The following is a 24,059-nucleotide window of genomic DNA, read 5'->3' on the forward strand; positions in this document are numbered from 1 at the left end:
GCCTATTGCACGAGCCGCGCCGCTGCGCGTGCGATCACCATCTCTTCGTGCGTGGGAATTGCCAGAATGCGTACCCGGCTGAAATCGGTCGACAGAACCGTACCATTGTCAGCATTTCTGTTGGGGTCCATTTCTATCCCGATCCAGCGCATCCCCTCGCAAACTCTTTGACGGATCTGTGCAGAGTTTTCACCGATCCCACCCGTGAATACCAGCGCGTCTAGCCCTTCCAACGCGGCAGATAGTGCGCCCAATTCCCGGCGGATGCGGAAAACGTAATAATCGATGGCCTTGCGTGCCTCGGGCGTTTCGGCGGCCAACAAAGTGCGCATGTCCGACGACATCCCCGACAGACCAAGCAAACCCGATTTGCGATAGAGCATTTCCGCGATCTCGTCCGCGCTCATGCCTTCCTGCTGCATCATGTAAAGCACGACACCCGGATCCAATTGACCGCTGCGCGTGCCCATCGGCAAACCATCCAACGCCGAAAACCCCATGGTCGAAGCCACAGCCCGTCCACCAGAAACGGCGCACATGGAAGCACCGTTGCCCAGGTGAGCGATGACAACACGGCCATCATAGAGGCTAGGGGCAATTTCTTTGAGTTTTTCCGTGATGTAGTCATAACTCAGACCATGGAAACCATAGCGACGCACCCCCTTGTCGAAATAGCTTTGCGGCAGGGCGAAAGTATCGTTTACCCACGGATGGGTTCGGTGGAAGGCGGTGTCAAAACAAGCCACTTGCTCGGTCTCTGGGAATGCATCACTCGCAGCGCGGATACCGGCAAGGCTGTAGGGTTGATGCAACGGTGCGAATGGGATGAATCCCGACAGAGTTTCCAGAACCTTGTCGTTGATCCGCACGGGTTCGGAATAGACTGTACCGCCATGTACAACTCGATGACCAATAGCGCGAATTCGAATGTCCGGAAGGTATTCACGGGTCATATCGAGAAAGGCATGTATTGCCTCGCCATGCCCGTGGGCGTTGGTCAAGGGTTGGTTGACTGACCGCCCGCCAGCAGACTCCGCCAACAAACGCGGCGCGTCCCCCAAGCGTTCGATTTGCCCGTGCCAACGCATTCTGGGGCGGTTGTTTTCGACCAGTTCATACAGCCCAAATTTTAGCGAAGAAGACCCGGCATTCAGTGCCAACACATGGTCAACCATGGATTTTCCTTTTGTTCTCGTGCGCATGCAGGCGCGCCGTAAAGCATCGTCATCCGCCCGAAATGTCAATGTGATTGGCGCCCGCGAACCCCGTCATCTTTGCGTATTAGATATAGTAAAGCTGTTCTGCCAAAATTTTACCTGCCGCAATATTCGGAACTGATGCCTTTTTTGCGCGCGGCCATCAGATCGACCGCAGTGCCCATTGCCAGAGACCATTGACGAGCCCGCCAGTAGTCTCCCCACCTTCAGTCATTCTGGGCTGCGAAAAATCAGCCCGGACGCTCCGGTTTCTGGAAGTTAGCTGAAGTAGAAACCGGATCATCTGCAGCAAAAAATGCGCCGAAATATCACGTTGATATTTCTGTGTATTTCAACTTTCATTCTAAACAAAAACTATTAATCTCGAATAATGATCTGGATCAAAAAGCATTCCCTCTAAACGCGCTACTGAGAAGCCGTGAACAGGGAATCAAGCGCGAACCGTTTAGAAAAATGAGCCAGATGACCAGCCGCAGGGCGTTTCTGAGCGCCAAAGCTTTTCGGGAGGACAGCAGTATTGTCCGTCCCCCCGGCTCGGTTGTGCCGGGGTTTGTCGACCAGTGCACCAAATGCGGCGATTGCATCGAGGCATGTGAAGAGGCCGTCATTTCGCTCGACCCTCAAGGATTTCCGGTCTTTCAGCCCGGCGACGACCCCTGCACTTTCTGTGGCGATTGTGCTAAGGCTTGCCCCACGGATGCTCTGCAAATCGAACGAGTTGTCGACTGGCCGTGGCGGGCCGAAATTCAGGACGGCACGTGCCTCTCCATGAACGGCGTAAGCTGCCGCGTGTGTCAGGACAATTGCGAACAGAACGCCATTCGTTTCGAGTTGCAGCGCGGCGGGCGGGCGACGCCTTTGTTGGAAGTTGACGCCTGCAACGGATGCGGTGCCTGTGTCGCCCTCTGCCCTGTCAATGCCGTGGCGCTCCAGCGCCAACCCACACTTCAAACGGAAGCGTTACAATGAATATATGCGGTTGCCTTATACATGTCGCCCCTGATCAGGCCGAGGCCGCCGCGCAATCGATGCGCGGCACACCGGGCGTCGAAGTACATGCCCAGGCCGAAGACGGTCGTTTCGTCGTTGTTGTCGAAGACACGTCCGATCGCCTTGCGTCCGAGATCATCATGGATCTGCACCAGATCCCCGGAGTGATCTCACTGACATTGACCTATCACCATTTCGAGGATCTCGCGGAAAGCACTCCGCATCCCGATGCCCTAAGCCAAACCACCAGCCGGAGGCTCACGCTATGACTACATCAGAATCACGCCGGACTTTTCTCAAGGCCTCCGCGGCCGCTGCCACTGCGTCGGCCGCAGGCATCCCACTGGCCACCGGTCAGGCCAATGCACAGACCGGCACCCCCGATATCCGCTGGGACAAGGCAGCCTGCCGGTTCTGCGGCACCGGCTGTTCGGTGCTGGTCGGCACCAAGGAAGGCCGCGTCGTCGCCACTCAGGGCGATCCGGACGCGCCGGTGAACCGCGGTCTGAACTGCATCAAAGGCTACTTCCTCTCCAAAATCATGTACGGCAAGGACCGCCTAACCACACCTCTGCTGCGCAAAACGAACGGCGTCTATGACAAAAATGGCGAGTTCGAACCGGTCAGCTGGGACGAAGCCTTCGACGTTATGGCCGAAAAGTGGAAGGAAGCGCTGGCCAAGAAAGGGCCAACCAGTGTCGGTATGTTCGGCTCGGGTCAGTGGACAGTCTGGGAAGGTTATGCCGCATCCAAACTGATGAAGGCCGGCTTCCGGTCGAACAACATCGACCCCAACGCGCGGCACTGCATGGCCTCTGCCGTTGTGGGCTTTATCCGCACCTTCGGCATCGACGAGCCGATGGGCTGCTATGACGACCTTGAGCACGCGGACACCTTCGTGCTGTGGGGCTCGAACATGGCCGAGATGCACCCGATCCTGTGGTCACGTCTGACTGATACCCGCCTGACCAAACCAGGCTGCGAAGTGCACGTATTGTCGACCTTCGAGCACCGCTCGTTCGAGTTGGCCGACAATGGCATGGTCTTTGCACCACAGACCGATCTGGCGATCCTGAACTATATCGCCAATTACATCATCCAGAATGGCGCGGTGAACGAAGAGTTCGTCAAGAAACACGTCAACATCACCAAGACGGCAACCGATATCGGCTATGGCCTGCGCGACACTCATGAGTTGCAGCAAGAGGCTGAGAACCCGAACTCGGGCAAGATGGAGCCGATCAGCTTCGAAGAATACGCCGAAGCCGTCGCGCCCTATACCCTGGAATACACAGCCGAACTGTCGGGCGTCCCTGCAGACAAGCTGGAAAAACTAGCCAAGCAATATGCCGACCCGAACCGCAAGGTGATGAGCTTGTGGACCATGGGCTTTAACCAGCATACCCGCGGCTCGTGGGTGAACTCGCTGATGTATAACGTCCACCTGCTGGTTGGTAAGATCTCCGAGCCGGGCAACTCACCCTTCTCGCTGACTGGTCAGCCTTCGGCCTGTGGTACGGCACGTGAGGTTGGTACCTTTGCCCACCGCCTGCCCGCCGACATGGTGGTCGCGAATGACAAACACCGCGAGATTTGTGAAACCGCGTGGAACGTCCCCGCAGGCACCATTCCTCCGAAACCCGGCTTCCACGCCGTATTGCAGCACCGCAAGCTGAAGGATGGTGATCTGAACGCCTATTGGGTGCAGTGCAACAACAACATGCAGGCCGCGCCGAATATCAACGAAGAAGGTTATCCCGGCTATCGTAACCCCGAGAACTTCATCACTGTTTCGGATCCCTATCCGACGGTCACGGCAGTCTCTGCCGACCTGATCCTGCCCACAGCCATGTGGGTCGAGAAGGAAGGCGCCTACGGCAACGCCGAACGCCGCACTCAGTTCTGGCGTCAGCAGGTGAAAGCACCGGGTGAGGCAAAATCGGACCTGTGGCAGCTGATGGAATTCTCGAAACGCTTCACCGTGGAAGAGGTCTGGGGCGAAGAACTGCTGGCCAAGATGCCCGAGCATCGCGGCAAGACCATGTATGACGTTCTCTATGCCAACGGCAAGATCGACCAGTTCCCACTGTCCGAGACTGCAGAAGGCTTTGACAATGACGATGCCGAGCATTTTGGTTACTACGTCCAAAAAGGCCTGTTCGAAGAATACGCCGAGTTTGGACGCGGCCATGCGCACGATCTGGCACCGTTCGAGATGTACCACGAGGCACGCGGCATGCGCTGGCCCGTCGTGGACGGCAAGGAAACGCTCTATCGCTTCCGCGAAGGGTACGACCCCTATGTGTCAGAGGGTGCGGGCGTGGAATTCTACGGCAAGCCCGATGGCAAAGCGAATATCATCTTTGCCCCATACGAGCCTGCCGCCGAAGAGCCGGATGAAGAATATGATCTGTGGCTGTCCACCGGTCGTGTTCTGGAACACTGGCACTCGGGCTCGATGACCCGCCGTGTGCCGGAACTGCACCGCGCCTATCCGAACGCCGTCGTCTACATGCACCCGCAGGACGCCAAAGATCGAGGTCTGCGTCGCGGGCAGGAGATCATCCTCTCCACCCGCCGCGGCGAGGTCACCAGCCGGGTCGAAACCCGTGGGCGCAACAAAGTGCCGCGCGGTCTGGTCTTCATGCCCTGGTTCGACGAGCATCAGCTGACCAACAAGCTGACGCTGGACGCAACCTGCCCGCTGTCAAAAGAGACCGACTTCAAGAAGTGCGCGTGTAAGGTCGAGCGCGCGTAACCGGGAAGGATCGCAAAGGTAGTCCCCATGTCCCTGACCGGTACTCCTCTCTCGCCGCAACGGCGCCGATTCCTGCAGGATTCGGCGCGCGCGGCAGGCGGCTGCGTGGTCGCCGGGTCAACGCTGGCCTGGTTCGCCCGCGATGCCCGAGCGCTGCCGGCCGAGGCATTGCGCCCGCCCGGCGCGTTGCCAGAGAAAGAGTTCCTGTCGGCCTGTATCCGCTGCGGGCTCTGCGTGCGGGACTGCCCTTACGACACCTTGAAACTGGCTGAACTTGGGGTCGATGCCGTCGCCACCGGCACCCCCTATTTCACGGCGCGCGATGTGCCCTGTGAGATGTGTGACGACATTCCCTGCGTTGCCGCCTGCCCCACCGGAGCGCTGGATCCGGGGCTGGACAATATCGACGATGCGAAAATGGGCGTTGCGGTTCTGGTCGATCAGGAAAACTGCCTGAACTTCCTCGGCCTGCGTTGCGACGTCTGTTACCGTGTCTGCCCCGTCATCGACGAGGCGATCACGCTGGAAACCGCACATAACGACCGCTCCGGTCACCATGCGATGTTCATTCCGACCGTGCATGCCGATCGTTGCACCGGTTGCGGCATGTGCGAGAAAAGCTGTGTTCTGCCCGAAGCCGCTATCAAGGTCCTGCCAGCCCGTCTAGCTCGCGGCAGCAGCGCAGATCATTACCGCAAAGGCTGGGAAGAGAAAGATGCCCATGGCGGTCCCCTTGTGGACGGCTTGATAGATCTGCCCGACCGTTTACCCGGACCGGGTACGGATAATCTGGCCACGCCTGGCGGCTTCGCTCCGTCTTATGACTTGCCAGGAGTGGGACAATGAGTGCCCGCACGCATCTCCCCATCGGTCACGAGGCGATTGAGGCCAAAGGCTGGATCGGGGCGCATCGCTTTCTGCTGTTGCGCCGCACGAGCCAGTTATTCTTTTTGGCCTTGTTCCTGTTGGGTCCGTGGTTCGGCGTCTGGATCGTACAGGGTACGCTAGCCGGGTCGCTAACCCTCGGCGTGCTGCCCCTGACCGACCCTTTGGTCCTGCTGCAAAGCATCGTCGCCGGGCATTGGCCTGAACTGACCGCACTAATCGGCGGGCTGATCGTTCTGGTCGCCTATGCCCTGATCGGAGGGCGGGTCTATTGTTCTTGGGTCTGCCCGATCAACCCGGTGACCGACGCCGCCAACTGGCTGCATCGCAAGCTGGACATGCAAAAGGGCTGGCAGCCAAAGCGCGGAACCCGCCTTTGGATACTGGCAACCGTACTGATTGTGTCGGGGCTGACCGGCGTGATTGCATGGGAATTGGTGAACCCGATCACCATGCTGCACCGGGGGCTTATCTTCGGCGCGGGCTTCGTCTGGGCCATGGTCATTGCGATCTTCATCTTCGACCTGTTTGTCTCGCGCCACGGCTGGTGCGGTCACCTGTGCCCGGTGGGTGCGTTCTATGGCCTGATCGGCAGCAAAAGCCTGTTGCGCGTCAGCGCGGCAAACCGAGCCGCTTGTGACGATTGCATGGATTGTTATGCCGTATGCCCCGAAAACCAGATCATTTCCCCAGCTCTGAAAGGGAAACCGGGAACAACACCACTGATCCTGTCCCCGGATTGCACCAATTGCGGCCGCTGCATCGATGTCTGCGCGGTCGACGTCTTCAACTTTACTCACCGGTTCGACGACCATGTCGCCGCACCTTCCGATCCAGTTCCCGCGCCAGAAGCGCGCGCAGCCAGACCTATCTAAGGGAGTGCCATGATGAAAAAATCAATCCTGACAGGCGGAATTGCCTTGATCCCCGTTTTGCTCCTGAGCGGGTTCGCCCTTGCCCAGTCAGCCCAAGTGGAAACCCTACGCGGGGCGGATGTGGACGAGCCCATCCCCCTGCATCAGATCCACAAGGATATCGAAGGCCGGATCGTGCGCAACTATCGCCAGCAACCGCCACTGATACCGCATTCGATCGAGCAATACCAAATCGACACGCGCACCAATCAGTGTCTGGCCTGCCATGACTGGACCAAAGCCGGTGAACGCAACGCACCAACCCTGTCGATGACCCACTATCTGGACCGCGAAGGCCGTGAATTGGATCACATCGCAGGTACCCGGTATTTCTGCAACCAGTGCCACGTGCCTCAGGCGGATGCACCAGCGTTGGTCGACAACGTGTTTGAACCCTCGTCCGGCAACTAATCCAACGCATATCTGAAAGGAGCACCGAGATGGCAGACTCCCCCGAAAAACGCGGTTGGATTGGCCGCATCTGGAACGTGATCTGGACACCGACTGTCCTGTTCAGCTCTGGCTTTCTGGTTCTGGCCGGGTTTCTGGCTGGCATCCTGTTCTGGGGTGGGTTCCACTGGACCCTGGAACTGACCAACACCGAGGAATTCTGTACCTCGTGCCACACGATGGAAACCAACCTAGGCGAATATCGCGAGACTATTCACTACAACAACCACTCGGGTGTGCGTGCAATCTGTTCCGATTGTCACGTGCCGCATGAGTGGAACCACAAAATTAAGGCCAAGATCATGGCCGTGAAGGACGTCTATCACGAGTTGGCCGGTACCATCAGCACCCCTGAAAAATACGAAGCCCACCGTCTGAGCATGGCCTCGGCCGTTTGGAAGAAGATGAAGGCGTCTGACAGCCGCGAGTGCCGCAACTGCCACAACTTCGACTATATGGACTTTACTATTCAGGAAACCCGCGCCGCCTCAGAACACCAGCGTGCGATCGACGAAGGCCTGACCTGCATTGACTGTCACCAGGGCATCGCGCACCGCCTGCCGTCGGATTACCTTGAGACCTATCAAGAAATTACAGACGAGCTGGCCGGTGAACCCTCGGGCAAGCTTTATCAGCAGGTCGCCGATGGCAGCGAAGAAATCCGGTCATTCCTGACCAACAGTGCGGATCAATGAGGGGCGAGATATGCTGGAACTTCTAGGAACAATCGGCGCCAACATCATCAGCCTGCCGGGTATTCTTGGCCTTGCACTGGGAATGATGACTCGCCGCCTGTGGCTAGGCGGTCTGATGGGCGCCGTGGTCGGCATGCTGGAGACGGTGATCTTTGCTCATTGGAACTTTGCCAATGTCGGTTCGGTTGAGCTTTTGATCGCGGTCGTCATCGGCCTGTGCGCGGGCACATTAGGCTCGGTGATCCGCAATAAGGGCGCAACTGTCTGATCCAAGGACGGTCTGCTCCTTGGGCAGTGCAATATAAACTAATTCGGGGCCCCGCTGCGAAAAGCAGTCGGGGTCCTTCCAAATTCAGCCTTGAACGCCCGTGTCATCGCACTGGCGTTTTCATAGCCACAGCGACTGGCAATTTCTGCAATGGACTGTTCCGTCTCTTCCGTCAGTTTCCGTGCCAGATTCAACCGCAATCGCCGATATAAAGCTTGCGGAGTGGTGCGCAGTTCAGCCTGAACCCGCATCTCGATCCGTTTCTGCGAGCAGCCGATTTTGCGCGCGACGTCCCTGACCGACAGCGGTGTTTCAAGATTTCCCTGCATCACAGCCAGCGCGCGATTGACCAACGTGTCTTCAGATTTCAACGGCAAGGCGTATGGGTCCGCAACGCCACGACTCATCAGGAGGTGGCCAACTTCGATCGACAAAAGCGGCCCGTGGTCCCTGCGAATAAGGGCCGAAGCCAGATCAAACGCAGCCATTGCCCCTGAACAGGTCAATCTGTTGCCATCGATGACAAAACGTTCCTGTACCGCTTCAACTGATGGAAAGGTCTCTTCAAAACGCGACAGCTCATCCCAGTGAATCGTCGCGCGGTATTCGTCCAGCAAACCGGCGCGTGCCAGCAACCAGCTTCCAGTGTCCAGCCCAGCCAACTGAGCGTGATGCCGAGCGGCCGACAGCAATGCGCGGATGGTCTCGCGGGTGTCCAGTGCCAGGTATCCATAGGACGGCATGACAACCAAAATCTCCCCGCATTGATCTTGCAACGCGCCATGCGGAGTGACGATCAAACCGCTGGAGCTTTGGACCGCTTTTCCGTCCAGCGAATAGAATCGCCATTCGTAAAGAAGCTGCCGCGAAAGCGTATTGGCTGCCCGCAATGGCTCGACCATGTTGGCAAGGCAGTGGTTCGAGAACCCATTAAATAGAAGGATACTGTAGCGGCAGGTCATAATTTTACCATTTCTGCACGATAATTGACTAACACTGCATGCCGTTAATCTGACCTTTGACGTTTCATTCGTCAACCACCAGCTAGGGAACACGCGCCATGCAGTTTGGTTTGTCAGAAGAACAGGAAATGATCGTTTCGACGGTCCGCAGCTTTGTCGAAAACGAAATCTACCCGCACGAAGCTGAAGTTGAACGCAGCGGAACCGTACCAGCGGAACTGGGTGAAGAGATCAAACAAAAGTGCATCGATCTGGGCTTCTATGCCTGCAACTTCCCCGAAGAAGTAGGTGGAGCAGGTCTGTCGCATCTCGATTTCACTTTGGTCGAACGTGAACTGGGACGTGGCTCCATGGCGCTCACCCATTTCTTTGGGCGTCCGCAAAATATCCTGATGGCCTGCAATGACGAGCAACGCGAACGCTATCTGTTGCCCGCCGTGCGGGGCGAAAAGATGGACGCATTGGCGATGACTGAACCGGATGCGGGATCAGATGTGCGAGGCATGAAATGTCAGGCCGTGCGCGATGGTGGGGACTGGGTCGTCAACGGATCGAAACATTTCATCTCGGGCGCGGAACACGCGGATTTCTTCATCGTCTTCATCGCAACCGGTGTGGATGAGACACCGAAAGGGCCCAAAAAACGGATCACCACCTTTCTGGTGGATCGTGGCACGCCTGGGTTTGAGGTGCGTGAGGGTTATAATTCGGTCAGCCACAAGGGCTACAAAAACTACATCCTCTATTTCGACAATTGCCGCCTGCCTGATGCGCAGGTTTTGGGCGAGGTCGATGGCGGCTTTGCGGTGATGAACGAATGGCTCTACGCGACCCGGCTGACGGTTGCTGCCTTTTCGGTCGGTCGCGCGCGCCGATGCTTTGACTATGCGCTGAACTATGCGGCCGAGCGCAAACAGTTCGGTCAACCTATCGGAAAGTTCCAGGGTGTTAGCTTCCAGATCGCCGATATGATCACCGAAATCGACGCTGCCGACTGGCTGACACTCGCGGCCGCCTGGCGACTGGACCAGAACTTGCCGTCGAACCGTGAGATCGCCTCGGCCAAGCTTTACGCCTCAGAGGCCTTGGCACGGGTTACGGATAGTACGCTGCAAATCTTTGGCGGCATGGGGCTGATGGATGACTTCCCAATCGAACGGTTTTGGCGCGATGCAAGGGTCGAACGCATCTGGGACGGCACCAGCGAGATTCAGCGCCACATCATCAGCCGCGATCTTCTGCGTCCCTTGGGCGCCTGATGATGAGCAAAGATCTGAACCGGCTGCTGCGTCCGAAGTCCATTGCCGTCATTGGCGGCGGTGCATGGTGTCAGCAGGTCATCCTGCAATCAGAACGCATGGGCTATGCCGGTCACATCTGGCCGGTACATCCCAAGGCACAAGACATCGCGGGGCATTCGGTTTTTGCGCGCCTCGAAGACTTGCCACAAGCCCCGGACGCTGTATTCATCGGCATCAACCGCCACGCCACGATTGAGGCGGTGCAGGCGCTGTCCGCCATGGGCGCGGGCGGGGCGGTGTGCTTTGCCTCGGGCTTTTCCGAAGCGGTGGCCGAAGACGACACCGGCGGCGACCTGCAGGACCATCTGGTCACTGCAACAGGCGACATGCCCATTCTGGGCCCGAATTGCTATGGCTTCATCAACGCACTGGACGGAGCGCTGTTATGGCCGGATCAACACGGCGCGACACCTGTCGACAAAGGCGTTGCGATCCTGACGCAAAGCTCGAACATCTCGATCAATCTGACCATGCAGAAACGCGCGCTGCCGATTGCCTATATGGTGACGTGCGGGAATATGGCCCAGACCAGTCAGGCCGAGATTGCATCAGCGCTGATCGACGATCCACGCGTAACCGCCATTGGCCTGCATATCGAGGGTTTCAAGGATATACGCCAATGGGAGGCGCTGGCTGCCACGGCGCATGCAAAAGGTATTCCCCTGATTGCGCTCAAGGTCGGCGCATCAGAACAGGCGCAGGCCGCAACTGTTTCACATACTGCGTCTTTAGCGGGTAGTGACGCGGGGGCACAGGCACTGCTGGATAGGTTAGGAATTCCACGTCTGTCTGCCCTGCCCGACTTTCTGGAAACGCTGAAACTGTTGCATTGTTACGGCCCTTTGCCGGGCGGCAACATCGCCTCAATCAGTTGTTCGGGGGGTGAGGCCAGCCTGATCGCTGATATGGCCCACGACACCGGGCTGACATTCCCGCATTTGGCGGAGGAACAGAAAGCCAATCTGCGCGATGCGCTTGGCCCAATGGTCGCCCTGAATAACCCGCTGGACTACCACACCTATATCTGGCGCGACGAGGATGCGATGGCGCGGGCGTGGTCTGGAATGACAGGCGACGGCATCGACCTGACCGTTTCCATTGTCGACTACCCGACCACCGACCCAACGGATTGGGCTTGCGCATCTCGTGCTGCGCTAAAAGTACGCGCCGAAACCCGCGCACGATTTGCGGTTGCAGCAACTTTACCCGAACTCTTGCCCGAAGAAGTAGCTCGGGAACTGATTGCAGGTGGCGTTGTCCCCTTGATGGGCTTGCGCGAAGCCCTGTCAGCCATTCGCGCAGCTGGTCAGATTTCAGCACCTGCCGACACCCCTGTTCACCGTCCTGGCACAGCCAAAACCACGCACATGTTGACCGAGGCTGAGGCGAAAAAGGCACTGGCTGAATTCGGATTGCACATCCCACAGAGCCGGACAGTACGCGGCGCAGAAAATGCAGCGAATGCCGCGCAGGCAATGGTCCCGCCTTTTGCCGTTAAGAGCATCGGGCTTGCGCATAAATCCGAATGCGGGGCAGTCCGATTGGGAATTCAAGCCGAAGACGTGGCGCATGTGGCCGCTGATATTGGAACGGATGAGGTCCTGATCGAAGAAATGATAACCGGCACCGTGGCTGAATTGTTAATCGGCGTCGTGCGCGACCCGGCGCACGGGTTCGTTTTGACCCTTGGCGCAGGTGGTGTGCTAACTGAGCTGTTGCGCGACACAGTTTCTCTGTTGGTGCCCAGTTCACCTGACGCAATCCGCACCGCGCTTTCTCAGTTGAAGATCGCTCCATTGCTGGCGGGCTACCGCGGTCAGCCCCCGGCTGATATGGATGCAATCATCAACGCCGTTCAGGCCGTTCAGGCCTATGTCATGCAAAATGCCGACACGCTTGGCGAGGTCGAGATTAACCCGCTTCTCTGCACTCCCGACACGGCGGTCGCAGTGGATGCCCTGATTAGAAAGGCTTGAGACATGGACCCGATCAAAACCAGACGCGACGGCGCGATCCTTGAGGTGACACTGGACCGGCCCAAAGCCAACGCCATTGATCTGGCAACAAGCCGCATCATGGGTGAAGTCTTTGCCGAGTTTCGTGATGACCCCGAATTGCGCGTCGCCATCCTGACTGGCGCAGGCAAAAAATTCTTTTGCCCCGGCTGGGATTTGAAAGCCGCTGCCGAAGGCGATGCGGTTGATGGTGATTATGGCGTCGGCGGGTTCGGCGGCCTTCAGGAGCTGCGCGACTTGAACAAGCCTGTGATTGCGGCGGTGAACGGGATCGCCTGTGGCGGCGGCCTGGAACTGGCGTTGTCGGCCGACATGATCCTGGCAGCCGAGCATGCCACATTCGCTTTGCCCGAAATCCGCTCGGGCACCGTTGCGGATGCTGCCAGCGTCAAGTTGCCCAAGCGCATCCCCTACCATATCGCGATGGAACTGTTACTGACCGGGCGCTGGTTCGATGCCGAAGAAGCCAACCGCTGGGGTCTGGTGAACGAGATCATCTCTGCCGATCAGTTGATAGACCGCGCATGGGAACTGGCACGCCTGCTGGCCTCGGGGCCGCCATTGGTTTACGCCGCAATCAAAGAGGTCGTGCGCGATGCCGAGGACAGCAAGTTTCAGGATGCCATGAACCGCATTACCAATCGTCAGCTGCGAACGGTGGACGCACTGTACGCCAGCGAGGACCAGCTGGAAGGCGCGCGCGCATTTGCGGAAAAACGCGATCCGGTCTGGAAGGGAAAATAAGCGATCAACGCTTTGGCGGTGTCAGCCATTGCGCCGACATGCCGTTGTTTGTGTTCTTAAGCTCTTGCTTGGCGATGGCCTGTAGGTGCACCTCGTCCGGGCCATCCGCATAGCGCAACGCCCGCGCCCAGGTGTAACTGTCGGCAAGTGGCGTATCGGGCGTCATACCCATGGCGCCGAATACCTGCATCGCGCGGTCGGTCACTGCCGCGTGTACATTCGGTGCCACAACCTTGATCAGTGAGATTTCACGCCGCGCCGCTTTGGGCCCCACCTGATCAATTTTCCACGCAGCCTGCAGGGTCAGCAAGCGCGCCTGTTCGATTTCAAGCCGTGACTTCGCGATCCACTCACGGATCACACCCTGTTCCGAGAGTTGCTTGCCAAACGCCGTCCTCTCCTGCGCGCGCTCCACCATCAGCGACAGCGCCATTTCCGCAGCTCCGATCGAGCGCATGCAATGGTGAATTCGGCCCGGCCCCAACCGAGCCTGCGCCAAGGCGAAGCCGCTCCCCTCTTCACCCAAAAGATTGCTTACGGGTACTCGTACATCTTTAAATATCAGTTCTGCGTGACCCTCCGGATCATGCATATTCAGGATCGTTGGGTTTCGAACAATCTCAAGACCGGGCGTGTCCTTGGGCACGATCACCATGCTCTGCTGCTTATGCCGGTCCGCACTGGGATCGGTTTTACCCATGACAACGAACATCTTGGTGTTCGGATGACAGGCATTGGTGATGAACCACTTGCGCCCATTGATAATGTATTCATTCCCGTCGCGGCGGATCGATGTGGTAATATTGGTCGCGTCCGAGCTGGCCACATCCGGCTCAGTCATCGCAAAGGCGGACCGTATTTCGCCATTCAGCAACGGCACCAGCCATTCTTCGCGCTGTTGCGGCGTGGCGAACATATGCAACAGCTCCATGTTACCTGTATCCGGTGCGCTGCAGTTGAACACTTCTGAAGACCAGCTGACCTGCCCCATCAATTCAGCCAGCGGCGCGTATTCCAAGTTGGTCAGCCGCGTGCCGGGCTCATCTTCGCGCAAGGCGGGCAGGAACAGGTTCCACAGCCCTTCGGCCCGGGCCTGCGCCTTTAATTCTTCAATGAAGGAAACTGGGAAATTGCCTGCCTCAAGCTCCTCCTTGTGGTCGCGGATGCGCGGATAGATATGCGCTTCCATAAAGCGCTTCAGCTGGTCGCGGAATTCCACGGCGCGCGGCGATGGGGCAAAATCCATGGCGGTCCCTTTTTAGGCTGTTGAGGCATTCCTTGTAGCCTAGCCCCGCCTTTCGCGTTTGTGAAACCTGCTTGAACGCCGCTGCGCTGTGACTACATCGTTTGGTTGCTCAAACTGCAGCTTGACGATAAGCGTCTGAACCAAAGGGGAACGTGTCAGAGTGACGGAGGCCAAGTGTCCGAGCAGCAAATGAAGAAATCGGATGACATTGCGCACAAACTCTCGGCGCGCATTGTTAGCGGTGCCTTGAAGCCAGACGAAAAGCTGCGGCAAGACCTGATTGCGCGTGAATTCGGCGTCAGTCAGGTCACTGTGCGCGAGGCTCTGCTGCACCTTGCCTCAAAGGGACTGGTGGTCGGCCTGCCTCGTCGCGGAATGTGCGTGGCCCCCATGGATCAGAACGCAATTCAGGAACTTCGGGTCATGCGCCGGGCGCTTGAGCCGGTGGCATTGCTGCATTCGGTGCCAAACCTGACCGCTCGTCAGATCGCGCAGATCGAACAGGTCCACGAAGAATGCGACAAGGCGCAGACGGCGGATGATTGGGAGGATGCCAATCAATGTTTTCACATGGCTGTCATAGCGGCCTGCAATATGCCGCGTATGATCGCTGAAATCCAAAATTTGCAACTGCTGTATGCGTGGCATTTCAACAATCTGCACACAGGGAAATGGCGACAGCGCGCCGATCCGGATCATGCCGCCATTCTGGCCGCCATCAAGGATCGCGACGCGGCAAAAGCGCATGCAGTGATGCAGCGCCACCTGACCCGGCTACCCTAAACTGTGTCTGGTTTTCGCGCTATGATCCAGGTCGGATGATAGGTCAGTGAAACCCCACCCGCATCGCCAAACCGCTGGCAATAGTCATTGCTGAACGCAAGCAGGCTGGATTTTGTCCAAGGTTTCTGCGCGCGGCCATTCACGCCGGTTTTACGCAGATGATCCAATACTTTTCTGGGTGTCGAGAACTGCATCTGCCGCTCGTCTTCACCATAAGAGATGACATCCACAAGGCCATCAACCGCACCGACCAGCTTTTCCACTCTGCACAATCCAGGTGCCTTGGCTGCCGAGCCAACATGCACCAGTTCGCGATATTGCCCAGGGCCAAAACCCGAAACCGCGAGCCAGCCACCTGGCGCCATTGCAATAGCCGCGCGTCGCAGGAATGCTGCGGGATCGTGAAGCCATTGAATCATCGAAGCCGAGGCAATCAGATCCGGGCGCTTGGGCCAAGCGACAGTCTCGGCGTCACCGCACAGGAAATCGGCACCAAAACCATCGGCTGTTTCCCGGGCTTCGGGTGACAGATCATTGATCGTCAGCTTCTCAAAGGTGAAGTCAGCGCAGAGTTTTTGTGTCAGAAACCCGGTCCCACAACCAAACTCCAATGCCGAGGTAAAATGCTGCGGTGCACCGCTCTTGCGCAAGTCCTGGGCCAGGCGCTCTGCAATCCGGGCCTGCTGACAGGCCGCATCATGATATGTGCGAAAGCTGCGGCTGAAACTGCGCTGAACACGGTCGGTCATCTGGGTGTTCATACGAGCCACTCCTCCCAGCTTTGCCCACTTTGGAAGGGGACATGCGCACCGGAAATACGTCGGACCGCCTCTTGTTGAGTGATCCAGGCAGCATGTTGTGCCTGACTTGGGATAATGCGGTCGCGTTCTGGAATCCAAATCCGATCGAAACGGGTGTCGGGGGCCGTACCGCGGTCGATCACCGCATAAAGCTCGGCCCGAGCAGCGTCGATGTCGATTTCAGGCGCAGGCCCGTCCAAACCAGCCCGGCGGCAGAATTTGGTAAAATTGGCGGGGCTTAGATGCTCGGCAGTCGCGCGGATCAAGTCCGGCGCAATACCGCATTCGGGGTCCGCGGGGGACAGTGTACCGCTTATTGCAGTCAGTTTATCCGGTCGAAATCCCGTTTGCGCCAACCAGTGCGCCGCCGATGCTACGCCGAAGGAAAAGGCAAGCAAATTGACCCGGTCAAACGACACAAGATCAGTCAGTGGGTCATCCAGTCGAATGTAATCCTCAACCAGTAGAACGTCCATGTCGCCCGCCACACTTTCGAAAGGCGCAGCTCCAAGGGCCCAACCCCCAAAGATCACAAGCACCTCTTTGGTGCCCACGCGGGACAACCAACGCTGTTTCATGACATTCCTCGTGCCAGCGAAACCATGGCAGTTGTCACGCGGCTCAGCTCATCCGGGGCCATGATATAGGGCGGCATGCAATAGATATTGCGCGCAAAGGGGCGCAGCCACACACCGGTTTCAAGAGCTAACCCATGCGCGACTGACGGATCGACCCAACCTTCCATTTCAATGACGCCGATTGCCCCCAGTACGCGCACATCGGCAACACCCGGCAGATCTCGGGCTGGGGCCAGTTCGTGCGTCATCTGATCGGCAATGGCGCTTACTTCGCCGCGCCAATCCCGCACCGCCAACTGATCAAGGCTGGCCACAGCCGCCGCACAGGCTAAAGGGTTGGCCATATAGGTCGGGCCGTGCATCATCACACCCGCTTCGCTTTCGCCGATCCGGCGGGCAACAGTTTCGGTTGTGACTGTCGCGGCCAGTGTAATATGCCCACCCGTCAGCGCTTTGCCGACGCAGAGGATATCCGGAACCACATCGGCATGGTGCAGCGCGAACAACTCTCCGGTACGGCCAAAACCGGTGGCAATCTCATCGAAGATAACCAGCACGTCATGCGCCTTGCACATCTCATAGGCCCGTTGCAGCCAGGTCGGATGATAGAAATACATCCCCCCCGCCCCTTGCACGACAGGTTCCAGGATCAGGCCCGCGATCTGATCGGCCTTAGCTTCCAACAGGTGTTCCAGCGCGTTCAGGCCGTTTGTCCCGCCGTCTTCTGACCATTCCTGACCAAATGCAATCTGCGGGCGCGGCAGGAAATGCTGGACCGACAAGGCCCCCGCAAACAAACCATGCATTCCGTTGACCGGGTCACAGACGCTCATCGCCTTCCAAGTGTCGCCGTGATAGCCGCCTCGGATGGTGGCAAATTGCGTGCGCTGTTTGCGGCCCTGCGCCATCTGGTATTGCACTGCCATCTTCAGCGCCACTTCAATGGCGACCGAACCACTGTCGCTGTAGAAAATGCGGTCCAGCCCGTCGGGCAGCATTTCGATCAGCCTGCGGCCCAGCTCAATCGCAGGCGAATGGGTCAGCCCGCCGAACATCACATGCGGCATCTGATCCAACTGCGCCTGCATCGCGCCGATAATGGCGGGGTGACGATGCCCATGCACCGCACACCACCACGACGACATCGCGTCGATCATCTGTGTTCCATCCTCGGTGGTCAGCCAGACGCCATCCGCACTGGTGATCAGGTGCATCGGGCCGGGCTGCAACACGTTGGTGTATGGATGCCACAGATGGCGTGCGTCAAACTCCAACGGGGTCATAGGGCGCTCCGGATTGTGTCGACGTCGATTGCAGAGAAAGCACTGGCCAGTGTGTCGCGGGACAATGGATCAACGAATGGTAAGCGACCCAGATGCCGTGTGTTGCCCATCTCGGCGATGGTTTGTTCGACATCCGGTTCTGCATCGCCGACGAATGCCACCCCAAGCACCTCACAGCCAGCATTGCGCAGAGCCATCAGGGATAGGGTTGTGTGGTTGATCGTTCCTAAAGCCGTGCGTGCCACAAGCACCACCGGCGCCTGCCACTGGGCGATTACATCAAGGAAAAACACCTGACGGTTCAGCGGCACCATCAACCCGCCCGCCCCTTCGACCACCAAGGGTCCATCAAACTGCGGCAAAGCCAGGCGGACAGGATCAATCTCAATCCCCATATCTTCGGCAGACAAATGCGGCGACGCTGGTTTGTTCAGGCGATAAGCCTCGGGCAGGATCTCGGCATCGGACAAAGCCTTTACAATTTCCGAGTCGGTCGTCTCTTCCAACCCTGATTGCACCGGCTTCCAATACCTTGCGCCAAGGGCGGCGGTAAGACCCGCCGCAAATATCGTTTTGCCAATGCCGGTGTCTGTCCCGGTGACGATGACGGTGCTCATGCGGCCTCACTTTGATGAGGCGCCAACGCTTCAAACAGGGCAGAGATATTGGACATCGTGACATTACCAGTGACGGACACACGCAAACGCGATGTGCCGCGCGGAACCGTAGGCGGGCGAATACCTCGAACGTCGAAACCTTGTTCCAGCAAAGTAGAAGCCATCGCCATCGTCCGTTCGTCATCCCCTGTAATGACCGGGATAATTTGGCTATTCAACGCATTTTGGGGCAAACCACAGCGCGCAGCTTCGACATGAGCGTGGCGCATACGGGCGACTGCCGCCTCGGTCAGCGAAGGATCTTCTTGTAGGGTCTTTAGCACCGCCCTCACGAGGGCCGCGTTGAAGGGCGACGGTGCGGTCGCAAAAATGAACGGTCGTGCGCGATTGATCAGCGTATCGATCATGACCCGAGGACCACAGATCAAACCGCCCGAAACGCCCAAACCTTTGCCGCAGGTATGCAATGTCAGAACCTCGGCCGTCAAACCATGTGCCATGCCCCTGCCGTTCGGGCCAAAGATGCCGGTGGCATGCGCTTCATCGACGACAAGCACCGCGCCATGCTCAACGGCCAGATCCGATAACCCGTTCAGAGGTGCAATATCACCCTCCATCGAATAGATGCTTTCAACAGCTATCCAGATTTGACCAGAGCCACCGGCGGCCAGCCATTCCGCAATCGCGCGGCGGGCATCCGTCACATCATTATGGGCAAAAGAGCGTGTGTCAGCACGACCGATACGCATGCCTTCATGGGCGCTGGCGTGAACCAATTCATCATGCAAGATCAAGTCGCCTGCGGCGGGCAGGGTCGAGAAAATCGCTTGGTTGGCCTGAAAACCGCCACCCATGAATAAGGCGGCCTCGGCCCCGAAAAAAGCGGCAGCTTCCTGTTCCAACGCTTCGTGTTCGCGATGGTTCCCACGCAGCAAACGCGATCCGCCCGAACCAAGCGGCACACCGCGTTGCAAAGCATTCTGTGCCGCGCGCTGAAGCAGTGGGGATTTTGCCAGCCCCAGATAATCATTCGAAGCGAAATCCAGGCCGCGCCTCGGGGCCAGCACCCGGCGGCGATGCCGGGCGCTTAGGGTTTCAAGCATCGAGTTCAGGCGACCCAATGCTTTCATTCAGCCGCTTCCGCACAACTTTGCCCCGCCACGGTTTCGGCTTCCAACCCCAGCTTGGCAAACAGGATTGCATCCGTGTCCTCTTCGGGGTTTTCTGCGGTCAGCAGCGTTTCCCCGACAAAGATCGAGTTCGCACCGGCCAGAAAACACATGGCCTGATGCTCATCGCTCATGTCGCTGCGGCCAGCCGACAGACGCACATAGGATTTCGGCATCATGATCCGAGCGGTGGCAATAACGCGCACAAATTCGATCGGGTCGATTGGTTTGGCATCAGCCAGTGGCGTGTCTTCCTGAGGCATCAGCATGTTGATTGGCACCGATTCAGGTGCAGGCCCCATATTGGCCAGCGTCACCAACATATCCATGCGGTCCTGAATTTCCTCACCCATACCAAGGATGCCGCCTGAGCATACCTTGATTCCGGCATCCTGCACCCGGCTCAGCGTATCAAGCCGGTCAGAGAATGTGCGGGTGGTGATGACCTCGGGGTAGTAACGCTCGGACGTGTCGATGTTATGGTTGTAGTAATCCAGCCCGGCATCGCGCAGGCGGAAAACCTGATCTTCGTCCAGCATGCCCAGCGTCATGCAGGTTTCCATTCCCATGTCGCGAACACCTTCGACCATGGCAACAAGCGCGTCCATGTCGCGGTCTTTCGGCTCACGCCAAGCAGCCCCCATACAGAACCGGGTTGCACCACCATCTTTTGCCTTGCGGGCCTCGGTCAGCACGCGTTGAACCTCAATCAGTTTAGAGGCCGACAATTGCGAGCCATTGCGGGCTGACTGTGAGCAATAGGAACAATCCTCGGCGCAACCGCCTGTCTTAATCGACAGCAGTTTGGATGTCTGAATTTTGTTTGGATCAAAATTCTCGCGGTGCACGGTTTGCGCGCGGAACAGCAAATCCATCAGAGGAAGGTCATATACGGCCTGCGCCGCCTCGCGGGTCCAAGTGGGGGAGGTGTTTTCCATTTTATCGATAATCTATCCGAAACTCCATGCCTAAGCTTTTTAATATCGATAGATACACAAACTACAACTGAAAACTGGTCAACCAATACGCACCGCGCGGCTATGCCGCGCACAAACGGGCTGCTGTGCTTGTGGGTCTGATCCTGCAGATGATCTTTAACCCCACGTCCTGATCGACATTTGGCCGTGTCGGCATACCGAGGGTTTCGTTTCTGCTTGACCTTCGGTTGGAGATTACCAATGCGGGACGCAGGCTAACGGATTTTTAATCCAATTAGGCCCAACACCTTGAAAGCATGCATTGTGATGAGGCTCAGACAACTGGCTGCGGACCAAACAGAATTTGCACATAAATCGCGATGAAAAATAGCGCGCTGCCCGCCAGAACGAAAACGTGCCAAATCGTGTTATGAAAGGGCAGCTGTTCGCAAAGGTAAAACAGAACGCCGACGGTATAGACACTGCCGCCCGCAATAATCAGCCAAACAACCGTCGGGGTAAGCGCTGACAGCATGGACTGCCCAGCCCAGACAACAGCCCAGCCCATCATCAGATACAACGCCAACCCAAACCATCGAAAACGACCAGGATCGATAAGCTTGAGCACAGACCCCAGCGTGGCAGATGACCAAAGACCGATCAAAAGTCCCGGCGCCTGAACGCCCGGCAGCAACAGAAACGGTGTGTAGGTACCTGCTATTTTCACATAAATGCCTGTGTGGTCGAGCCGACGCAGCAAGTCTGCCCACCTTTCACTTTCAATCATGTTATACAGCGCCGAAAATGTGAGCATCAGCACCAGCGCAACACCATAGACAAAAACGCCCAGGACAGCCTCGGGTTCGGATCGGTTTTGGGCAGTGACCGTTATCAGGACCGGAACCGCAACTAGGGCTGAGGTCACCCCTAAAATATGCACGATTCCATCGCTGACACGCTCGGCCCGGCTGTAATCCGGACGTATATCTGCGAAGGACCACATAGTTCAAACGTAGGCGTCAGTCGGCAATCGAGCAAGTCTGCGGCCCTCAAGCCCAATCAAAACCCCAAGCAATACAGCTTTCAGTCGGGCTTATCGCCTGACTTAGGGTCTTTGTACCGGTTCAGATCAAAGAGTCCCGCCTGGACGGGTTCCCGGTTCAGGAACTCCTCATTGACCTGATCGCTTAGCGCCCAAAAACTCGGACTTGTCCGGCGCACCCCAAACTCGGCCACCACGGCCATATAGTCGTCTTGCGATTGAACGGATTTCAGCGCGACTATGAACGAGGGCAGCTGATCCTGACGAAGGTGAAAAAAGAAATTGGGATAGCTGCCGATCAGGCCGGGAAGAATTGTTAAAACGTCTTCTTTAAAATCCCGTCTGGCCTTTTCATGAAACAGGAACGCGACGTTGTAATGCGCCTTGTCATGGACAAGGGTGAAAGGCTCAATCGGCCCGCCTTCCTGCTCGACTAAAAGAACAGACAGATCCGGCAGATAATTCACCCAATCACCGGGTTGATTTGCCAGATCGCGCAGCGCCTCGCTCAACTGATCCACAGGGCACTCACCGTCGGCGCATCTGTTGATCGAGTCCGTGACGGGCCACAGCCCGTTGCCGCGTTCAAGCAGGTTCAGTAGGAACTCGCGCTTGGGCGTGGCGGTTTCATAGGTAATACCGGCGGGGAAACTGTCGTCGACTCGGCGGCGGTGCCAATAGGTATGTAATTCGGCCAGCGCACCCTGATACCAGTTTTTATGCATCTGAGGCCGGACGCCCCTTGGCATGAAAAACAGAAACGTATCCTCGCTCTCCATCCTCAGCTCATCCATGTACAACCGGGTGGCTAATTGATGCTCGACCCGACCGAATACATCGTAGCCGGCGACAAGGTCATAGTAGATGCGCTCAAAAATCGGGAAATCGATGACCCACGCGGTTTCCGGAATATCACCGTGAAAACCGGTCATGGCCGAGGCATTATCGAAATGGCGAAACACCGTAATCAGCGCGTTGGGATTGGTGCCATCACCATCCCAAATCGCACTATAGTCAAACCCGGTCTCGTAAACGGGAGCGTTTCTATATCGCGCATCCCTAAATTCGAGGTACCGCACCTGGTTTTTGTGCGAGAACCCTTGTAACGAGCCCAGCACACTTGCGTCAGCTTCTGAGACGGGCAGTTCAAGGTAGCTGGCACCTTCCTGCAGATAACTCGGGTCCGTGACCGACAAATCTGCATCGGGATCCAGGAAACTGACCCAAAACCGATCTTCGATCACATCTACCGCAGTCTCTCCGTGGCACACGGGTCCGCGAATAAAGCTGCGGACGAAAAACAGCGCATCGTCCAATAGGAACTGATAGCGGCTTTTTGCTGGTATCTGCATGAAGGTCGTGAACGGGTTGCCGCCCTCAGCGTCTCCGTAAGGGGGCAGCGCGCCCAACGCCCAATCCGTGTCAAGGAACAACTGCCGATAGCGCGCCATGCGATCCGGCCCAAGTAGGTAGACCAAGTGTTCCTTGTGCACGATCGTTTCGTTGACCTGCTCCAACCGGTAATAGAACGGCTTCGCACCGGGATCGTCAAACGGCCGCCGCGTGGAAATGATATCAATGACTTCACCCGGTTTTGTGGTGGAGCGCACGAGTTGGAAGAAACGTCTGGGATCGTCACCCTGAAAATGAAGCCGAGCCAGAAAGAGGTGTTCATAAAGATACCGGCTCATCAACCGGGACCTTGGATCATCTGAGTTCAGGAATGCCTCCCACTCTGCTATCTGGTCCTGAATTTTACGGGGGATGTCGGATGCAGCGGCTGGTAACGACACACCGCTGCGAACCCAAGCCACAAGGGCCTGATACTCTTCATCCGCAAGCGGAGCTGTACCATAGGGCATGCCCGCCAGCGAATGATCGCGACTGAAGGTTTCAAATTCGCCGGACGTCGGACAAACCAAAGGACGGTCCAGCGCCAAGCCCAGTTGATCGGGTAAAGGCGCATTGACCGGCAGCGGGTTGTGGCGGCCCAACTCGAGATACCGTTCCAGCAGGCTCGGGCCAGCACCCTGCCCCGGATCACGGGTAACTGAATGAAACCCCAACGTGCGCCATTGCGGCACGGTTTGCGCATCAACGCCAAGTCGTGTGGGCTGCGCATCGGTAAGGCGTTCGGTATGATAAACGGCTTGTTTACTAGCCCCACGTTGCACCCCCGCAAAAGAGGTGAGTTTCAACTGACACGGCGCGTCATAGCAGCTGTGGCAGACGACACAGCGGCGATCCATGATCTTCTTTACCTCGGCCAGAGTCGGGCTCTGCGTGCTAGACACCGTGTCCTGAGCCCGACCCTCTGGTGTGAAGCCAATCGCAACGGCCAAAACGACTGCAACTGTCAGCGACCACAGACCATTTCGCATACGCACCCCCCGTAACCTCCAAATATCATTGCAGATACGGGGGA

23 protein-coding genes are annotated in these 24,059 nt (G+C 57.6%); 12 read left to right on the forward strand and 11 right to left on the reverse strand.

Annotation, left to right across the window (positions count from 1 at the left end):
- Positions 1–2 precede the first annotated feature (2 nt).
- Positions 3–1,175, reverse strand: a complete 1,173-nt coding sequence (locus tag GOW93_RS12585; RefSeq protein ID WP_170384605.1) for an acetate/propionate family kinase — start codon at positions 1,173–1,175, stop codon at positions 3–5.
- Between the two features lie 366 nt (positions 1,176–1,541).
- Here GOW93_RS12585 and napF point away from each other — a divergent pair, with 366 nt between their 5' ends.
- From napF to GOW93_RS12625, 8 genes are read left to right on the forward strand one after another with little or no spacing between them, the layout of a single operon-like run.
- Positions 1,542–2,186, forward strand: a complete 645-nt coding sequence (napF, locus tag GOW93_RS12590; RefSeq protein WP_368039668.1) for a ferredoxin-type protein NapF — start codon at positions 1,542–1,544, stop codon at positions 2,184–2,186.
- Entirely contained in the window at positions 2,183–2,476 is a 294-nt protein-coding gene (locus GOW93_RS12595) for a chaperone NapD (RefSeq protein WP_170384606.1), read from the forward strand. The genes napF and GOW93_RS12595 overlap by 4 nt, the downstream gene beginning before the upstream one ends.
- Positions 2,473–4,965 (forward strand): nitrate reductase catalytic subunit NapA, encoded by a 2,493-nt coding sequence (napA, locus tag GOW93_RS12600; protein ID WP_170384608.1) that lies wholly within the window; start codon positions 2,473–2,475, stop codon positions 4,963–4,965. Before GOW93_RS12595 ends, napA begins: the two co-directional genes overlap by 4 nt.
- A gap of 27 nt (positions 4,966–4,992) precedes the next feature.
- Positions 4,993–5,811, forward strand: coding sequence for a ferredoxin-type protein NapG (napG, locus tag GOW93_RS12605; RefSeq protein ID WP_170384610.1), 819 nt, complete (start codon positions 4,993–4,995; stop codon positions 5,809–5,811).
- Positions 5,808–6,725, forward strand: coding sequence for a quinol dehydrogenase ferredoxin subunit NapH (gene napH, locus GOW93_RS12610; protein ID WP_170384612.1), 918 nt, complete (start codon positions 5,808–5,810; stop codon positions 6,723–6,725). The genes napG and napH overlap by 4 nt, the downstream gene beginning before the upstream one ends.
- A gap of 9 nt (positions 6,726–6,734) precedes the next feature.
- Positions 6,735–7,175 (forward strand): nitrate reductase cytochrome c-type subunit, encoded by a 441-nt coding sequence (locus GOW93_RS12615; RefSeq protein ID WP_254443528.1) that lies wholly within the window; start codon positions 6,735–6,737, stop codon positions 7,173–7,175.
- Between the two features lie 29 nt (positions 7,176–7,204).
- Complete coding sequence (locus GOW93_RS12620) at positions 7,205–7,909, forward strand: NapC/NirT family cytochrome c (RefSeq protein ID WP_170384614.1); 705 nt, start codon at positions 7,205–7,207, stop codon at positions 7,907–7,909.
- 10 nt (positions 7,910–7,919) lie between these two features.
- Entirely contained in the window at positions 7,920–8,177 is a 258-nt protein-coding gene (locus GOW93_RS12625; protein ID WP_170384616.1) for a hypothetical protein, read from the forward strand.
- Between the two features lie 38 nt (positions 8,178–8,215).
- On the opposite strand, the gene GOW93_RS12630 is transcribed toward GOW93_RS12625, so the two are convergent.
- Entirely contained in the window at positions 8,216–9,139 is a 924-nt protein-coding gene (locus tag GOW93_RS12630; protein ID WP_170384618.1) for a GlxA family transcriptional regulator, read from the reverse strand.
- Positions 9,140–9,237: 98 nt separating this feature from the next.
- Here GOW93_RS12630 and GOW93_RS12635 point away from each other — a divergent pair, with 98 nt between their 5' ends.
- Genes GOW93_RS12635 through GOW93_RS12645 form a run of 3 tightly spaced genes read left to right on the forward strand, consistent with a single transcriptional unit; the run spans position 9,238 to position 13,199 of the window.
- Entirely contained in the window at positions 9,238–10,398 is a 1,161-nt protein-coding gene (locus GOW93_RS12635; protein ID WP_170384620.1) for an acyl-CoA dehydrogenase family protein, read from the forward strand.
- 2 nt (positions 10,399–10,400) lie between these two features.
- Positions 10,401–12,416, forward strand: a complete 2,016-nt coding sequence (locus GOW93_RS12640; protein WP_170384622.1) for an acetate--CoA ligase family protein — start codon at positions 10,401–10,403, stop codon at positions 12,414–12,416.
- 3 nt (positions 12,417–12,419) lie between these two features.
- Complete coding sequence (locus GOW93_RS12645; protein ID WP_170384624.1) at positions 12,420–13,199, forward strand: carnitinyl-CoA dehydratase; 780 nt, start codon at positions 12,420–12,422, stop codon at positions 13,197–13,199.
- Positions 13,200–13,203: 4 nt separating this feature from the next.
- Here the strand turns inward: GOW93_RS12645 and GOW93_RS12650 are convergent, their stop codons facing one another.
- Entirely contained in the window at positions 13,204–14,445 is a 1,242-nt protein-coding gene (locus GOW93_RS12650; RefSeq protein ID WP_170384626.1) for an acyl-CoA dehydrogenase family protein, read from the reverse strand.
- Between the two features lie 174 nt (positions 14,446–14,619).
- Here GOW93_RS12650 and GOW93_RS12655 point away from each other — a divergent pair, with 174 nt between their 5' ends.
- Positions 14,620–15,228, forward strand: a complete 609-nt coding sequence (locus GOW93_RS12655; protein WP_170384628.1) for a GntR family transcriptional regulator — start codon at positions 14,620–14,622, stop codon at positions 15,226–15,228.
- Here the strand turns inward: GOW93_RS12655 and GOW93_RS12660 are convergent.
- The 8 genes from GOW93_RS12660 to GOW93_RS12695 all read right to left on the reverse strand — a co-directional run bounded on the left by GOW93_RS12660 (position 15,225) and on the right by GOW93_RS12695 (position 24,015).
- Entirely contained in the window at positions 15,225–15,989 is a 765-nt protein-coding gene (locus GOW93_RS12660) for a methyltransferase domain-containing protein (protein ID WP_170384630.1), read from the reverse strand. The two genes, GOW93_RS12655 and GOW93_RS12660, sit on opposite strands and share 4 nt — an antisense overlap.
- A complete protein-coding gene (locus tag GOW93_RS12665) occupies positions 15,986–16,606 on the reverse strand; it encodes a pimeloyl-ACP methyl esterase BioG family protein (RefSeq protein WP_170384632.1) in 621 nt (206 codons plus the stop codon). Before GOW93_RS12665 ends, GOW93_RS12660 begins: the two co-directional genes overlap by 4 nt.
- On the reverse strand, positions 16,603–17,889 hold the full coding sequence (bioA, locus tag GOW93_RS12670) for an adenosylmethionine--8-amino-7-oxononanoate transaminase (protein ID WP_170384634.1): 1,287 nt from the start codon (positions 17,887–17,889) through the stop codon (positions 16,603–16,605). The genes GOW93_RS12665 and bioA overlap by 4 nt, the downstream gene beginning before the upstream one ends.
- On the reverse strand, positions 17,886–18,506 hold the full coding sequence (bioD, locus tag GOW93_RS12675) for a dethiobiotin synthase (protein ID WP_170384636.1): 621 nt from the start codon (positions 18,504–18,506) through the stop codon (positions 17,886–17,888). Before bioD ends, bioA begins: the two co-directional genes overlap by 4 nt.
- Positions 18,503–19,636 carry an 8-amino-7-oxononanoate synthase gene (locus GOW93_RS12680; protein ID WP_170384637.1) on the reverse strand — a complete coding sequence of 378 codons (1,134 nt, stop codon included), beginning with the start codon at positions 19,634–19,636 and terminating at the stop codon, positions 18,503–18,505. The genes bioD and GOW93_RS12680 overlap by 4 nt, the downstream gene beginning before the upstream one ends.
- On the reverse strand, positions 19,633–20,613 hold the full coding sequence (gene bioB / locus GOW93_RS12685; protein ID WP_170384639.1) for a biotin synthase BioB: 981 nt from the start codon (positions 20,611–20,613) through the stop codon (positions 19,633–19,635). Before bioB ends, GOW93_RS12680 begins: the two co-directional genes overlap by 4 nt.
- 313 nt (positions 20,614–20,926) lie before the next feature.
- Positions 20,927–21,595, reverse strand: coding sequence for a PAQR family membrane homeostasis protein TrhA (trhA, locus tag GOW93_RS12690; protein WP_170384641.1), 669 nt, complete (start codon positions 21,593–21,595; stop codon positions 20,927–20,929).
- Positions 21,596–21,675: 80 nt separating this feature from the next.
- On the reverse strand, positions 21,676–24,015 hold the full coding sequence (locus GOW93_RS12695) for a fatty acid cis/trans isomerase (RefSeq protein ID WP_254443529.1): 2,340 nt from the start codon (positions 24,013–24,015) through the stop codon (positions 21,676–21,678).
- Between the last annotated feature and the right edge of the window lie 44 nt (positions 24,016–24,059).

Source organism: Ruegeria atlantica (assembly GCF_013032455.1).
GTDB lineage: Bacteria > Pseudomonadota > Alphaproteobacteria > Rhodobacterales > Rhodobacteraceae > Ruegeria > Ruegeria atlantica_B.